This window comes from Serratia marcescens (assembly GCF_006715005.1).
In the GTDB taxonomy this organism is placed as follows: domain Bacteria; phylum Pseudomonadota; class Gammaproteobacteria; order Enterobacterales; family Enterobacteriaceae; genus Serratia; species Serratia montpellierensis.
The window spans coordinates 1,978,863-1,993,415 of record NZ_VFMJ01000001.1; the positions used below are offsets into that span (position 1 = coordinate 1,978,863).

At 60.4% G+C, this 14,553-nt stretch carries 13 protein-coding genes and 1 pseudogene; 5 read left to right on the plus strand and 9 right to left on the minus strand.

The window, feature by feature from the left end; genetic code table 11:
• Positions 1 to 750 (minus strand): DeoR/GlpR family DNA-binding transcription regulator, encoded by a 750-nt coding sequence (locus FHU12_RS09365; protein WP_141968950.1) that lies wholly within the window; start codon positions 748 to 750, stop codon positions 1 to 3.
• Positions 751 to 899: 149 nt separating this feature from the next.
• On the opposite strand from FHU12_RS09365, the gene FHU12_RS09370 reads away from it, so the two are divergent.
• Positions 900 to 1,775, plus strand: coding sequence for an alpha/beta hydrolase (locus FHU12_RS09370; protein ID WP_141968952.1), 876 nt, complete (start codon positions 900 to 902; stop codon positions 1,773 to 1,775).
• On the opposite strand, the gene FHU12_RS09375 is transcribed toward FHU12_RS09370, so the two are convergent.
• Positions 1,702 to 2,919: an MFS transporter gene (locus FHU12_RS09375; RefSeq protein ID WP_141968955.1), complete on the minus strand. Its 1,218-nt coding sequence runs from the start codon at positions 2,917 to 2,919 to the stop codon at positions 1,702 to 1,704. The genes FHU12_RS09370 and FHU12_RS09375 overlap by 74 nt on opposite strands.
• Positions 2,919 to 4,076 (minus strand): serine hydrolase domain-containing protein, encoded by a 1,158-nt coding sequence (locus FHU12_RS09380; protein ID WP_141968957.1) that lies wholly within the window; start codon positions 4,074 to 4,076, stop codon positions 2,919 to 2,921. Before FHU12_RS09380 ends, FHU12_RS09375 begins: the two co-directional genes overlap by 1 nt.
• A gap of 121 nt (positions 4,077 to 4,197) precedes the next feature.
• Here FHU12_RS09380 and FHU12_RS09385 point away from each other — a divergent pair.
• Positions 4,198 to 5,085: pseudogene (locus FHU12_RS09385) on the plus strand (LysR family transcriptional regulator).
• An 83-nt stretch (positions 5,086 to 5,168) separates the two neighbouring features.
• On the opposite strand, the gene FHU12_RS09390 reads toward FHU12_RS09385, so the two are convergent.
• The 3 genes from FHU12_RS09390 to FHU12_RS09400 all read right to left on the minus strand — a co-directional run bounded on the left by FHU12_RS09390 (position 5,169) and on the right by FHU12_RS09400 (position 6,493).
• Complete coding sequence (locus tag FHU12_RS09390) at positions 5,169 to 5,303, minus strand: AcrZ family multidrug efflux pump-associated protein (protein WP_141968959.1); 135 nt, start codon at positions 5,301 to 5,303, stop codon at positions 5,169 to 5,171.
• 193 nt (positions 5,304 to 5,496) lie between these two features.
• Positions 5,497 to 5,967, minus strand: coding sequence for an Rrf2 family transcriptional regulator (locus tag FHU12_RS09395; protein WP_048321542.1), 471 nt, complete (start codon positions 5,965 to 5,967; stop codon positions 5,497 to 5,499).
• Between the two features lie 130 nt (positions 5,968 to 6,097).
• A complete protein-coding gene (locus tag FHU12_RS09400) occupies positions 6,098 to 6,493 on the minus strand; it encodes a DUF427 domain-containing protein (RefSeq protein ID WP_141968961.1) in 396 nt (131 codons plus the stop codon).
• A 231-nt stretch (positions 6,494 to 6,724) separates the two neighbouring features.
• Between FHU12_RS09400 and osmB the strand changes: the two genes are divergently transcribed.
• Complete coding sequence (osmB, locus tag FHU12_RS09405; RefSeq protein WP_004940700.1) at positions 6,725 to 6,937, plus strand: osmotically-inducible lipoprotein OsmB; 213 nt, start codon at positions 6,725 to 6,727, stop codon at positions 6,935 to 6,937.
• A gap of 155 nt (positions 6,938 to 7,092) precedes the next feature.
• Here osmB and FHU12_RS09410 read toward each other — a convergent pair whose 3' ends face one another.
• Positions 7,093 to 8,715, minus strand: coding sequence for a methyl-accepting chemotaxis protein (locus FHU12_RS09410; protein ID WP_141968963.1), 1,623 nt, complete (start codon positions 8,713 to 8,715; stop codon positions 7,093 to 7,095).
• A 334-nt stretch (positions 8,716 to 9,049) separates the two neighbouring features.
• Between FHU12_RS09410 and FHU12_RS09415 the strand changes: the two genes are divergently transcribed.
• Both FHU12_RS09415 and FHU12_RS09420 read left to right on the plus strand, forming a co-directional pair.
• On the plus strand, positions 9,050 to 10,288 hold the full coding sequence (locus FHU12_RS09415; protein ID WP_141968965.1) for a hypothetical protein: 1,239 nt from the start codon (positions 9,050 to 9,052) through the stop codon (positions 10,286 to 10,288).
• A 49-nt stretch (positions 10,289 to 10,337) separates the two neighbouring features.
• Positions 10,338 to 10,733: an SRPBCC family protein gene (locus FHU12_RS09420; protein WP_141968967.1), complete on the plus strand. Its 396-nt coding sequence runs from the start codon at positions 10,338 to 10,340 to the stop codon at positions 10,731 to 10,733.
• A 6-nt stretch (positions 10,734 to 10,739) separates the two neighbouring features.
• Here the strand turns inward: FHU12_RS09420 and FHU12_RS09425 are convergent, their stop codons facing one another.
• Complete coding sequence (locus FHU12_RS09425; RefSeq protein WP_141968969.1) at positions 10,740 to 12,458, minus strand: penicillin-binding transpeptidase domain-containing protein; 1,719 nt, start codon at positions 12,456 to 12,458, stop codon at positions 10,740 to 10,742.
• Positions 12,459 to 12,565: 107 nt separating this feature from the next.
• Entirely contained in the window at positions 12,566 to 14,491 is a 1,926-nt protein-coding gene (mrdA2, locus tag FHU12_RS09430) for a peptidoglycan DD-transpeptidase MrdA2 (RefSeq protein WP_141968971.1), read from the minus strand.
• Positions 14,492 to 14,553: the final 62 nt, after the last annotated feature.

Consider the following 14,553-nt stretch of genomic DNA (forward strand, 5'->3'; position numbering starts at 1 on the left):
CTAGCGGTCGTCGGCGACGACACAAAGTTCAATCAATGATTGTTCGTCCAGGTTGTCCCACGGGCGATCGGTAAACAGACGTTGGATCTGCGCCAGGTCCGCAACGTGATGCGGTTCGCAGCGGTCCAGTTTCATATGGTCGGCCACCAGCCAGCGCTCGCCGCTGTTGGCCAGCATGGCGCGTTTGACCTCTGCATCGGCCTCTTCGCCGGCGCTCAGTCCCAGCTGAGGATGCACCGCGCAGGCGCCCAGCAAGGCGATGTCTGCGCGGTAGCGCGTCAGCAACGCCAGGGTGGCGCTGCCGGCGAACAGCCGCTGGCGAGCATCCCATTGGCCGCCAAGCAGGATCAGGTTGATCTCCGGCCTGTCGCTCAAGCACTGCGCGATATCCAGCGAAGCGGTGATCACCGTCGCCGGGCCGCGCAACGCCTGCGCCACCGCCAACAGCGTACTGCCCGCGTCCAGCATCAGGGTGCTGCCGGGCGGGATCTGCGCGGCCACCGCGCGACCGAGCCGCTGCTTGATCTTCGGCAACAGCGCCGCGCGCGCCTGGCGTGGCATGCCGGACGGTTCGAGCGCGATCGCCCCGCCGTGATGTTTCTGCGCCAACCCTTGCTGCTCGAGGTCGGCCAGATCGCGGCGCACGGTATCGACCGAAACGCCGATGGCGCCGGCCAATTCCGCCACGGCCGCCTGCCCGCGTTCGCTGAGCAAATCCAGTAAATGGCGCTGTCGTGCCGCTTTGTGCATGGGCTTATCCCGCAGTAAAAAGCATAAAACAGCAATATACAGCAGATAACAGCAATGGAGAAGCCGCAATTGTGCGCACCGGAGATCAAACATCTTTTCGCCTGCGGGACGATGATGAAGGCATAACGCATAACAATCCGGAGAAACGCATGAACATCGATCTGACGTTTGAAGACCTGAGCGCACGCGCCGTGCAATACAACGCCCGCGCTTCGGTGGAGGATTTTGACGCCTGCATGGTGGAATACGCCGCGCTGGCCCAGCGCGCCAAGGCGCAGACGCCGGGCATTTACGATCTGCGCTACGGCATGAGCGCCGCCGAGCGCCTCGACCTGTTCCCGGCCAGCGCACAACCCGCCCCGCTGCTGATCTTTATCCATGGCGGCTATTGGCATTCACAGCGCAAAGAGGAAGCCTGTTCGATGGCCGCCGCGTTTGCCCGTCGCGGCGTGGCGGTCGCCACGCTGGAATACACGCTGGCGCCGGAAGCAACGCTGGCGGAGATCGTGCATGAGGTGCGCAGCGCCGTCGCTTGGCTCTACCATCACGGGGCGCCCTTCGGCATCGATCCGGCGCGCATTTTCGTCAGCGGCAGTTCGGCCGGCGGCCACCTGTGCGGCATGCTGATCGCCGACGGCTGGCAGCAACGCTATCGCCTGCCGCCCGATGCGATCAAAGGCGCGCTGGCGTTGAGCGGCCTCTACGATCTGCGCCCGCTGTGCGATATCTACATCAACGACTGGCTGCACCTGACGCCCGAACAGGCGCAAACCCTCAGCCCGCTGTTTTTGCTGCCGGCGAAAGCGCACGCGCCGCAGATCCTGCTCGACGTCGGCCACCGCGAAACGCAAGGCTTCAAAAACCAGACGCAGGCCTATTATGACGCCTGCCTGGCGCGCGGTCTCGACGTCCAACTGCTGGCCGACCGCCACTGCAATCACTTTACGCTGGTCAACGAGCTGGCCGATGCGGAAAGCGCGATGTTTCGGCAGGTGATGGCGATGATCGACGCAACGAAACCGTAGCCTGCCGTTGCAGCCACAGCCGGCAAGCGATAGCGATCGTCGCCAATGCGGCAAACATGGCCCCGCACAGCAGGCTGCCCTGTAGCCCCCACGCGGTGATAAACCCGCCGCCCGCCAGCGAGCCCACCGCCACGCCCAGATTGATAAAGGCGATATACAGCCCGGTGGCGAACGCCGGCGCCTGCGGCGCTTCGGCGGTCAGCCAAATCTGCGTGACAATCAAACCGCTGGTGTGCGCCGCTCCCCAATACAGGCAAAGCGCCGTCATCGAACCGATATTCGCGCTGCCGTAGCGATACAGCAGCGCATAAGCCGCAATCAAGGCTAGCGGGTGCAGCAACACCGTCACCGCACGATGGCGGCTCAGCCATCTGCCGGCCAACAGGTTGCCCGCGACGCCGCCCACACCGAACGCCACCAGAAGAAAGCCGATAACGCCGCCGCTGAGACCGATTTTGCGGCTGAGGTACTCGGCCGCGTAAGCATAGACGGCAAACATGGCGGCAAAGATCAGCACGCAGGTAGTGATATTCAACCACAGCGTACCGCTGCGCAGGATCGCCAACTGCTTGCCATAGCTGAGGCGCTGTACGGCAGCATCAGGCAAACGCCACAGTAATCCCAGCGCCGCCAGAAGGTTCACCCAAGCACAGAACCTGAACGATGCTTCATAGCTGAACTGTCCGGCGATCCATTGCGTCAACGGTATCCCCAGCACCATGCCCATGCTGGTGCCGATGAACGCATATGCGGTTGCTTTGGTGGCCTGATGCGGCGGATAAAGCGCCGCGGCCGCCACCATGGCCAGTGAAAAATAGATCGGATGAAACAACGCCGGCACAATGCGCAGCAGCATGAGCATGGCGAAGCTGTCCACCTGTGCGGACAGCGCGCTGGCCGCCGCAAACACGGTCAACGCGATCAACAGCATGCGTTTGCGATTGAACCGCGACGCCAACAGCACCAACAGCGGCCCGAGCAGCGCAATGGTCAGGGCGAAGATCCCGACCAGCCAGCCGGCCTGCGCCGTGGAAATGCCATACCGTGCAATGATCAGCGGCAAAATGCCCACCACGCCGAACTCGATGCAGTAAACGCCGAACAGCCCCAGCGCGATAAAGAAAATCGGTGGCATCAGACCCATCACCTCGCTCCCATCGCGGCATAAACCGCCTGACAAATCTCGCCGACAAAGGCGCCGGACATTCCTTCCAGCGCCGTGTTGGTAAACGCCACTACGCTGAGCTGCCGGACTGGATCGACGAACCACGAGTGGCCATAGGTGCCGCCCATCCGCCAGCTGCCAACGGACTCCGGCGTTTGCGCGGCGACGGGATCTTTCAGCACGGTGATGCCCAGGCCGAAGCCGCGCCCTGGCCAAAACGGCATCGGCAGATCGCCGATTTGGTTGGTGGTCAGCGCCGCCACCCACTCGGTTGGCAGTACCGGCTTTCCTCCCTGACGCAACGCTTCCAGCAGGCGCAGAAAATCCTCGGCCGAACCGACCATGCCGGCGCCGCCGGAGGCGTACGCCTGCGGATCCAGCGCACGCGCCGGCGACAGATGAAAACCGGCGCTGCCGTCGATGAACGGTAAACGATCCGGCTGGCGCAGGCGGCGTGGCTCGCCGGGATGGTCAGCGTAAGCGACCGCCAGGCGCGCGGCGTCCATCGCCAGGAAATCGGTATCCGTCATCGCCAGCGGCCCGGTCACCCATTTTTTGACCGCCTGCGCCAGCGGCAGGCCGCTCGCCCGTTCAATAATCGCGCCCAACACATCGGTGGCGATGGAATAACGCCACTCCGCGCCGGGCGGTGCCAGCAACGGCGCGGAGGCAATGCGCCGCACATTTTCCGGCAGGCTGACCGCCGCCTCATCCATCCCGTCGGAGACGCCCAATCGGGCGTAGCATCCGCCTTCCGGCTGAAAAAAGCGGTAGCTTAACCCGGCGGTGTGGGTCATCAAATGGCGCAGCGTCAACAACGGTACGGTGCCGTCCGCCATCCGCGGACGAAAATCCGGCAGCCAGCGGGTAACGGGATCGTCCAACCGCATGTCTCCTCGCGCCATCAGCGCCAGCGCCGCCGTGGACACGATCGGTTTGGACACCGAAGCCAGCCGAAACAGCGTATTGAGCGCCATCGGCTTGCCCGCTTCGCGATCTGCCATGCCCGCCGCACGTCGATAAACGATCTCACCGCCCTGCGCCACCAAAACGACCGCGCCAACCAATCGTTTTTCGCGCAAGGCTCTCTCTATCGCGCCGTCGATCGCGTTGGCGGAGGATCCGTATTCACTCATCTTTATTACCCCAGGTAGTCAGCCCATGCTGTCACCACCGAGCATAGGCCGTGGCGATTAACGAAAAAACAGGCTAGATTTCCTTTCATAGCGGACATTAACGTCCGCAATAGGACGAGCAATGGATAATCTGTCTGGGGTAAGCGTCTTTGTGCAGGCCGCGGAGACGCTGAGTTTCGTTGAGGCCGGGCGCGTGCTCGGCATTTCCGCTTCCGCGGTGGGGAAAAGCATCGCCCGCCTGGAAAACCGGCTAGGCACGCGCCTGTTTCACCGCAGCACGCGCAGCATGACGCTGACCGCCGAAGGCCGCCTGTTTCTGCACCGCTGCCAGCGCATTCTGGGATAATTGGCGGCGGCGGAACGGGAAATCAGCGATACGCACAGCGCGCCGCGCGGCAAGCTGCGCGTCAGTTTGCCGCTGGTGGGCGACCTGTTGAATCCGGTGCTGGCGGAATTCGTCCGGCGTTACCCGGAGATTGAGCTGGAGACCGATTTTTCCGACCGTCGGGTCGATGTTATCGAAGAAGGTTTTGATGCCGTGGTTCGCGTCGGCGAGACCGAGGACTCACGGCTGATGAGCCGCCAACTGGGCACGTTTCATCTGCAGCTGGTGGCCTCGCCGGATTATTTGCGCCAGATGGGGATCCCGCGTCAGCCGGCGGAACTGCAAGGCCACGCCTGCCTGCTGTACAAATTTCCATCGACCGGCAAAGTGGAACCCTGGCCGATCGCCGGGTGGGAAAAGCTGCTCGCCGAGGGGATCAACACCCGGCTGGTCTGCAACACCGTCGATACCCTGATTTACCTGGCAGAAAGCGGCCAGGGCATCGCCTGTTTGCCGGATTTTGCCGTGAAGCGCGCACGGGAACAGGGGCGATTGCTGCAGATATTGCGCGAGCACAGTCACCACCGCGGCAGCTTTAAAGTCCTGTGGCCTTCCAGCAAACAACTGACGCCGAAACTCAGGGTGTTTATCGATACGCTGAGCGCCCAACTTTTTCGGGATTAGCGAAATATTTATGCGATGGAGCAATGTTGGAGAAGGAAAATACGGGGGAGCCGGAGGACGAGAACCGCCCCCTGGCGTGCCGATCAGCCGTTTTTGCGGCCGATAGCGGAAAAGAGATTAAACACTTCACCCAGGCCGTAAATCGTGCCGAGCAAAACGGCCACCATTACCGGTACCAGGACCACCACGGTGGCCAAGCTTTCAATCATTTCTAACATCGTTCTCTCCTGGTTTATAAGCACAGCGAATCTGCGCCGGAAGAAAAGGTTTCCGGCCAATCGGTCGATTATCGTGGGGAGGCAGTCTAAAACGTGAGCTACATCACACTTGATGCGAGCTAATGTAACTTACACAATTACATTAACGCAATGCAAAAAATGCTCTGGGCGGAACGGGATTTGGGGTAGGTTTTTATTGCGTATCCGCTTGATATTGCGGCGAACAAGGGACGAAAGGATAGCCGGCACGCCGCTCGACCTGCCCGGCCATTTCGGCGATGCTGGTTTGCGCCAGGCTGGCTTCCAGCGCATGACCGACGCGCGCAAACTCTTGCTCCAGCACCGGGGTAATGGCATGGCCGATATAGCACGCATCGTTAGGTCGAGTGCGGTGTAGCATGAAATACGGTTGATCCTCTACCGCGCGATACACGTCCAGCAGCGAGATCGCTTCCGCCGGCCGCGCCAGCAGCGCCCCGCCGCCTTGCCCCATCTGTGAATAGGTCAGCCCGGCCTCCGCCAGCGCGCCGAGGATGCGCCGCACCACCGTCGGGTTGGTGTTGACGCTGCGCGCGATATCTTCGGAACGCACCGTCTGGCCGCGACACAGCGTGATGTTGGTCAGAATATGGATGGCAACGGCAAATCGCGTAGAGGTAGACACCTTGGCACCTGCTCAGAGTTTCGTTTATGTCGGATTAAAACATAAGGAAAGCGTATCAATTTCCGGTAATACACATAATGAGTAGGGATAAGCAGAATGTCAACCCGCCCCGCCCGGAGGCGGCAGCGGCTCAGGCCTCGGTGCGGATTTCCGTCACTTTATCGGGATAAAATGCCAGATGATCCTTGATCGCCACCACGGCGTTATAGGGCATTTCATAGCTCCAGGCCACATTACCCCCCTGCTCGCCGTTAAACGCAAGGGAGAAATAACTGCAGTCGCCCTTATAAGGGCAGTAGCTGACGTGCTCGTTTTTCTGCAACAGCGCCCTATTCACGTCTTCACGCGGAAAGTAAAACACCGGCGGATAGGTGGCTTCCTGCAGGATGAGCACGTTGCGGCTGTCGGCCAGGGTTTGGCCGGCTGCACGCACGACGACCCGCGCCGGATGGCGGGTCAAGGTGATCGGGTGATCCGGGCCGGGAATTTTCACCGGTTTGCCGGATGCGGAAACGAGATCGGACATGGCGGCCTCCAGAGTGTGCGCCCCGCACCCCGCGAGGCGTCTTTCCAGTATAGACTCACGATTTTACCGGCGGCCGCACATTCGGCGAGCAATCGCTTTTCACCGCCGCAAAATTAAGAATTTTTACCTGTTCGATTTTCTTACGGAGGAATACATTCATCCCAACTTCTACCGGCAGATTAATCGGATTATTTTTAATCCATTAATCAGTCAATTTACCAGGAACTCATTATGAATATTAAACGTGCCGCAGGTGTGTTGGTGGTGGTGATGGCAACGCTTTCCGTTACCGCATGTGGGCATATGTCCAATCGCGATCGCAACACGGCGATCGGCGCGGGCGTGGGCGCCGTCGGCGGCGCGGTGCTGACCGACGGCAGCACGCTGGGCACCCTCGGCGGCGCAGCGCTCGGCGGCATTATCGGCCACCAGACCAGCCGTTAATCATCCCGTCAAAAATAATCGCTGCAGGCCGATGCTTTTTTAATCCATAAACGTCGGCCTGCACTTTTATTTAACCGCTGAACTTTCTCAGGGCACGAAAATAATAAATAACGTTAAGCGCAGCTTTATTATTCATTAATCTGCATCGGAAGTAATTATTGCGCCGGCAGCCTGAAACGCGCCATCGCTTTTTCCAACCGTTCCGACTCGCCCTGCAACAGCTGCGAAGCCTCGGTCACCGCGTTCACCACCGTGCCGGTTTGGCGCGCCACCTGATTCAGCGCCGAGATGCGCGCCGTCACGTCCTGAATGCTTTCCCCCTGATTAAGCGATGCCAGGGAAATGTCCCCCATCAGCGCACTGCATTTGTTCACCAGATCGATAATCTGGCGCAGGTTGCCCGTCAGTAGATCCACCGCCTGCGAACCTTGATCGATTTGCTGCAACGAACGGTTGATCAACTGCTGAATATCGCGCGTCGAATGGCTGCTCTTTTGCGCCAACAGCCCCACCTCTTTGGCCACGATGGCAAAGCCGCGGCCGTGAACGCCGGCGTGCGCCGCCTCGATTGCCGCATTCAGCGCCAGAATATTGGTCTGGAACGCCACGCTGTCGATCAGCGCGACGATACCGCGCATCTCGGCCGATTGGTTGACGATCCCTTGCATCGAAACATTGACGGTTGCCATCATCTGCTCACCGGCGCCGGCGCACTGCCGGGCCTGTTCGGTTCGTTGGCTGGCCTGCTGCGCGTATTGGCCGTTTTCCTCCACCCGCGCCGCCAGCTGCTGCACGTGCTCGGTCGCCAACTGCAATTCGCCGTCCTGCTTCGCCGACTGCGCCGTCAACTGGCGATTGCCGTCCGCCAGCCGCCCGACGCCGCTCAGGATCCCGCTCGCCGCATCGCGCACCTCGCTCACCAGACGCTGCAAGCCGCTTTGCATATGGCCAATGCTGGTCTGCAGCTGACGCATCTCGCGGTTGAATGCCCGCTCAGGCGGCAGCGGCCGCGAAAGATCGCCGGCGGCCAGCACGTTGAGGTGCGCGATTGCCCGCTGCAACGGTGCGATAACCCAGCGAGAGACGCCGACCCATACCCCCACGGCGATCAGCGCCAGCGCCGCCAACGCGCCGAGCGCAAAGGTCTTGGCCTGCTCCAGCGCCGCCAATTGCCGCACGTTGACGTCATCGCCACGCCGTTCGTTCAGCGCCTGATAAGCGAGATACTTCTCGTTAAAATCCGCCTGAAATGCCTGGATCGGCACGGCGAAAAACGCATCGATGCTGCTGCCCTGCAGCCCTTGCGCCTGCTCTTTCAGGCCGTCATAGAACAGACGGTAGCTGTCTTTCAGGGCGCCCGGCGCCTCGGGCGCCTCCGCGCTCAAGCGCTCAAACTGGGTGAAGGCCCGCTCTGAAGCCTGCAACGCCGCCAACGACTCATCCAGCAGGCTGTGCCAACTGCCGTCGGAGCCGGTGGCTTTATCCTGCAGATAATAGATGCCCGCGCGGTTCAGGGTATCGCTGGCCGTCAGCAGCGACAGTCTGGCGCGATCCATCGTCGCCTGCTGGCGATGCAGCGCATCGCCCGTCACCAGATTAACCTTGGCGTCGCGCAGAATATTGGAAATAAATAGGGTGGAAAACAATTGCAGCAGAGAAAATAGCGCAATAACGCAAATTACCCCACTCAATAAGCCCATGCTCTTGCCGAAGCCAAACGCGCGCGGCAGCGCCGCCGCAGGTTTTACCCTGCGGCCCAGTGTCAGTTTTATGTTCATGATTTTTTGTCAGTAATACCAGGATGCCGCGAGTCTAACGGGCATTGATGACACTACTATTTCAGCCTGCTGTGCCGCTCCCGCCGACCAAAACAACCCAATAATCGGTATTGACCGTCAACTCTCATTTTTATTTCTTGACTTGTTTAATACCGGATTTATAGCTTTCCCATTAAAAAAGAAACAAAGTTTCATATATTAACCGGCACTAAATTTAATATATGAAACGCTCGATAAAATCGTCTCAAATATAAAACCGATGAGCGTAAGCACCCTGTTCACAGGTGAAACTCGCTCGCCTTAATAAACAGTCTACTTTCTTCAGGGGCCAGGCATGCGCAAGATCACGCTTTGTTTTTTCCTTGTTTCACCAGTGAGTTATGCAACCGTCGCCGCATTGCCCAACGATGCTGCCGCCACCGCAGTGCCGGTAAAAAAAAGCCGCGCGGCATTTCCGCATATTCATTGGCAAAGCGAGGATAATAAAAAGAATATTGATATCGGCGGCGCGCTGCGCGCCAATTATCGCTATGAAGACTGGCACAGCAGCAATTATCGGAATCCTCCGCATTTACGCTTTGACGCCTTTCGCATCGATGCCGCCGGCCAGGTCAACGACGCGTTTTTCGATAGCGGATTCTGGTTTCAGGATCGGCGCAAATACGCCATCGACCGCGCCTATGTCGGCTACCGCCTGTCTGAGCGCTCCGCCGTGCAGCTCGGCGCGCCGTTCAAACCGTTCGGCCTGATGCCCTACCCGCAGTTCGGCTGGTCGTACGGCATTCCGTTTTACCTTGGCTTTGGCGTCAACACTGGGCTTGGCGCCAAATACCAATACCAGCTTGACGATTGGGCCTTCGACGCCGCCTACTACCCGCGCATGATGCCGACCGGCATGCGTTACGCCCCCGACGTCGCCAGCTACGACGATCTGAAAAACACCAACTATGCGTCACAGCACCTACAGCGCAACGAAAAACGCGATCAGGTAAACCTGCGGCTGACGCGCGCTTTCCACCAGGGCGGCTGGGACAATGAGCTCGGCGGTTCGCTGGCGGCCTCGCGGCTCTACAACCAGGCGACCGGCGATAACGGCAGCTTCTGGGCGGCAGGCTTACATACGCTGGTGAATAACGATCCCTGGCATCTGTCCGGCCAGGTGATCCGCTACGGTTACGACGCCAAAGGCCCGGCCGGGGCCAACAATTCGGTGATCCTGATGGGGGGCAACGGCCTGACGCCGGCCTATCTGATCCCGTCGCAGGCCACCACCGCCGCCATCAACCTGGCGCGCGACGTCGACGTGCCCTGGGGGCCGGTGAAAAAGCTGCGGTTCTACAACGATTACAGCGTGCTCTGGAAGGACAGGCACGGCGGTTCCGACTCCAAAATGAATACGCTGGGGGTGCAAGTCTTCGCCATGCCGGTGATGCTGTGGGTGGATCTGACCTGGGCGCAGAATGCCAACCCGTGGGGCGGCGTGGAAAACGCCACCGGTTGGACCGGCACGCAATCCCCCGGCAGCAATAAATGGTATTTTCGTACCAACGTGAACTTCGGTTACTACTTCTGAGTGCGGCGAGATCTACACTGAAGTATCGCCGCCAACCGGAGAAGCCACAATGCTGAGCGCGCAAACGCTGCATATCGCCATCAACCGCCCCTGTGACGAGGTGTACGCCTTTCTCAGCCGCCCGGAAAATTTCCCCTTGTGGGCCAAAGGGCTGGCCAACAGTTTACGGCAGGAAGATGAAGGCTGGGTGGCAGACACCCCGCAGGGGAAACTCCGTATTCGCTTCAGCGCGCCGAATGCCTTCGGCGTGCTGGATCATTGGGTGACGCTGCCGAACCGCAGCGTGGTCTACGTGCCGCTGCGCACGCTCGCCAACCGGCACGGCACCGAGGTGATCTTCACCCTGTTCCGCCAACCGGACATGGACGACGCGATGTTCGCCCGCGACGCCGGGCTGGTCAACGCCGATCTGCAGGCGCTGAAGCGCCTGCTGGAATCGCGCTAATCCCCCTCATCCCTTGACCGACGACACCACGTTAAGCGGCTGGGCATCCGGCAGAATATTCATGTGTTCCAGCACCTGGGCCATGATCTTACCGAACACCGGCCCAGCCACCGAACCGCCGAAGTGCTTGCCGGCTTTCGGGTTGTTGACCATCACCACCAGCGCCACCTGCGGATCGCTGGCCGGCGCCACGCCGGCGGTGTAGTTGATGTAGCCGCCGTCGTATTTGCCGCTCGGGCCCATTTTCTCGGCGGTACCGGTTTTGATCGCCAGCCGATAGCCCGGCACCGCGGCGCTCACCCCGCTGCCGCCCGGCAAGGCGTCGCTCTCCATCATATGCACCACGGATCGTACCGTATCCGCCGGCAGAATACGTTGCCCCATCACCGGCGGCGTCACCTTGGTGATCGACAGCGGCCGATAAATGCCGAAGGAACCGATAGCGGCGTACTCGCGCGCCATCTGCAGCGGCGTCACGCGCAGCCCATAGCCGAAGGAGAAGGTAGCACGTTCGATATCGGCCCAGCGTTCGCGATGCTGCGGCAGATAGCCGCTGCTCTCATTACCGATGCCAAGCTCGGTCGGCCGCCCCAGGCCAAAGCTGCGGTAGACCGCCGGCAGCACCGTGGCCGGCAGCGCCAGCGCAATGTGCGATACCGCGATGTCGCTCGATTTTTGCAGTACGCCGGTGATGGTCAACTTCGACCAGTGGCCGACGTCTTTGATCAGGTGACCGTTCACCCGATACGGCGTGGTGTCCAGCACCGTATCGGGCCGGATCAGCTTATGCTCCAGCCCCACCATCACCACCACCGGTTTCACCGTCGAGCCCGGTTCGAAGCTGTCGCTGCTGCACACGTTGCGAATGTCTTTCGCCGGGGTGCTGCCATAGTTGTTCGGGTTGAACGACGGGTAGCTGGCCATGCCGAGGATCTCGCCGGTGTCGATCTTGACCAGCACCGCACAGCCGGAGTCGGCCTGGTTGGCCACCACGCCGTCGCGGATCTGCGCATAGAGCACGTACTGGATAAATTTATCGATGCTGAGCGTCACGTTCGGCGGCGGCACCGGATCCACGCTTTTTAGCACGCCGATCACCGCGCCGCTGCCGTCCTTCTGGTAGACCCGCAGGCCGTTTTTGCCCTGCAACAGCGGGTTGAAGCCCAGCTCGATGCCCTCCAGCCCCTGATTGTCCTGGCCGACGATGCCGATCAGCCCGGCGGCGTCCTGGCCCATCGGATAAAAGCGGCTGAAATCCTGCTCGGTGCTGACGCCGGTCAGGTGCAGTTTGCTGATGTAGGCAGCGTTGTCGTCCTCCACCTTGCGCGCCAGATAGACGAAACGCTTGTGTGCGTTGCTCTGGATCAGATGCTGCACGTCCGCCAGCGGGATCTTCAGCACGTTGGCCATGCTCTGCCAGCGCTCGTTGCCGGTGTCGGTCTGGGTATCGAGAATGTGTTTCGGATCCAGCACGATGTCCTTGGACGACACGCTGACCGCCAGCGCCTCATTGTTGCGATCGGTGATCATGGCGCGGTTGGTCGGCACCACCTGGGTGCGGATCGAGCGCTGGTCTGCCTGATCCGCCAGCTGCTGGTGTTCCAGCAGCTGCAGGTAGCCGACCCTGAACGCCAACAGAAAAAAACAGACCAGTATGCCGGCGCAAATCCAGCCGAAACGAACTGTGGAATAGGTTTTACCGCTTTTTTTGGTCGATGGCGCCACTGTTGTGTTAACCCTGCGTTTTTATTCGGTTTATGGTGTTATTTCAGTCTACCTTGCCGGAAATGGTCAGGAGATTGCAGTTTGTAAGAAAGTAAAAACAAACCGCATCACCGTTGCACATCCGCACTGTCGTTTAACTGCGGTTTACTTTGCGCCGGATCGCCGGGCTGCGACGCGTTGGCCGGGTCGAAAATATGGTCGAGGATCGCGCGGGCGGTCGGCCCCGCCACCACGCCGTCGCCACCGCCGTTTTCCAGGATCAGCGCCATCGCCACCCGGGGGGTTTTGTAAGGCGCGAACAGCGTATAGAAGATGTGATCGCGCAGCCGCACCGGGATCATTTTGGCGTTGTAAGTCTGGTTTTGCTTCAGGCTGAACACCTGCGAGGTGCCGGATTTGGCGGCGATCTGATACGGCGCGGTGTGGAACAGTTTGTAACCGGTGCCGTTCGGCAGGTTGGCCATGCCGTACATGCCGTTGCGCACGATGCCCCAGTAAGGCGAGTGGGGATCGCCGATCTGCGCCGCTTGCGCCGGCGGCTGATAGCGTGTGACCCGGTTGCCCTGCTGCAGCGAATACAGCAGGTGCGGCGTTTTCACCTGGCCGTTGTTGATCAGCGTGGTCAGCGCCTTAACCATTTGGATCGGCGTCGCCACCCAATACCCCTGGCCGATGCCCACCGAAACCGTATCCCCCTGATACCAGCCTTTTTTGTGCACCTTCAGCTTCCAGTCGCGGCTCGGCAGCACGCCGCGGTACTCTTCGTTCAGATCGATGCCGGTGGACTGGCCGTAGCCGAACTGGCTCAGCCAGTGGTGAATACGATCGATGCCCATCTCATACGCCACCTGATAAAAGAAGGTGTCGGCGGACTCCTCGATCGCTTTGGTGACGTTGAGCATGCCGTGGCCGGTTTTCAGCCAGTCACGGTAGCGGCGCTCGGTGCCGGGCAGCGTCCAGGTCGGCGCGCCGAAAAAGGTGGTGGTGGGCGTGATCACCCCGGCAAACAGCGCAGAAACGGCCATGTAGGGCTTCACCGTCGACGCCGGCGGGTACAAGCCCTGAGTGACGCGGTTGATCAGCGGCAGATCCGGGTTGGTCAGCAGCGTCTTATAGGCCTGATAGCCGATGCCTTTGACGAAAGGATTGGGATCGTAGCTGGGGCTGGAGACCATCGCCAGGATGCCGCCGTCGCGCGGATCTTCCACCACCACCGCGGCGCGCTGCCCCTTCAGCACCGATTCGATGTACTGCTGCAGCGGCAAATCCAGCGTCAGGTAGATGTTCTTGCCGGCCTTCGGCGGCTGCTCCTTCAGCAGGCGGATCACCCGCCCGTGGTTATCCACCTCCACCTCCTGATAGCCGGTGGTGCCGTGCAGTTCGGACTCGTAATAGGCCTCGATGCCCTGTTTGCCGATGTTGCGGTCGGCGGCATAGTTCTCGCTCAGCCCGGCCTTGTCCAGGCGTTTGAGATCGCTGTCGTTGATCTTCGACACATAGCCCAGTACGTGTGCCAGCTGGGCGCCGTAAGGATATTCACGCTGTTGATAGGTATCGATCGTCACCCCGTCGAAACGGTATTGATTGACGGCAAAGCGCGCCACCTCGGTGTCGCTCAGCCCGGCTTTGAGCGTCACCGGCTTGTAACGGCTGTTGTGGTGCATGTCGTCGCGAAACGCGCTGATGTCTTCCGGCGTCAGGTCGACGATCGGCGTCAGCGCCTGCAGCAACGCCGCCATGTCGGTGATTTTGCTGGGCGTGATCTCGATACGATACAGTGTCACGTTTCGCACCAGCGGAGTGCCGTTACGATCGAAGATCAGCCCGCGGCTGGGGGCGATCGGCAGCATCTTGATGTCATTCTGGTTGGAGCGCGTCTGGTAAAAGCCGTGCTGGCGGATTTGCAGCCGGTAGAGGTTGACGATCAATACGCCGAAGCAGACCACCACCAGCGCCAGCGCCACGCCTGCCCGGCCGATAAACAGCCTTTCTTCCGCAGAGTGGTCGCGAATTGTTTCTTTTAACAGGGCCATGCAGTGCCGGTACCTTTTGCGTCACATTTCCCCGCAAAATCAGGGAGCTGAAAAGCCGGCAA

Bases quoted from the DNA above. Each gene is read 5' to 3' on its own strand.
- FHU12_RS09365 (WP_141968950.1), bottom strand. From the start codon at position 750: ATGCACAAAGCGGCACGACAGCGCCATTTACTGGATTTGCTCAGCGAA.
- FHU12_RS09370 (WP_141968952.1), top strand. From the start codon at position 900: ATGAACATCGATCTGACGTTTGAAGACCTGAGCGCACGCGCCGTGCAA.
- FHU12_RS09375 (WP_141968955.1), bottom strand. From the start codon at position 2,919: ATGGGTCTGATGCCACCGATTTTCTTTATCGCGCTGGGGCTGTTCGGC.
- FHU12_RS09380 (WP_141968957.1), bottom strand. From the start codon at position 4,076: ATGAGTGAATACGGATCCTCCGCCAACGCGATCGACGGCGCGATAGAG.
- FHU12_RS09390 (WP_141968959.1), bottom strand. From the start codon at position 5,303: ATGTTAGAAATGATTGAAAGCTTGGCCACCGTGGTGGTCCTGGTACCG.
- FHU12_RS09400 (WP_141968961.1), bottom strand. From the start codon at position 6,493: ATGTCCGATCTCGTTTCCGCATCCGGCAAACCGGTGAAAATTCCCGGC.
- osmB (WP_004940700.1), top strand. From the start codon at position 6,725: ATGAATATTAAACGTGCCGCAGGTGTGTTGGTGGTGGTGATGGCAACG.
- FHU12_RS09410 (WP_141968963.1), bottom strand. From the start codon at position 8,715: ATGAACATAAAACTGACACTGGGCCGCAGGGTAAAACCTGCGGCGGCG.
- FHU12_RS09415 (WP_141968965.1), top strand. From the start codon at position 9,050: ATGCGCAAGATCACGCTTTGTTTTTTCCTTGTTTCACCAGTGAGTTAT.
- FHU12_RS09420 (WP_141968967.1), top strand. From the start codon at position 10,338: ATGCTGAGCGCGCAAACGCTGCATATCGCCATCAACCGCCCCTGTGAC.
- mrdA2 (WP_141968971.1), bottom strand. From the start codon at position 14,491: ATGGCCCTGTTAAAAGAAACAATTCGCGACCACTCTGCGGAAGAAAGG.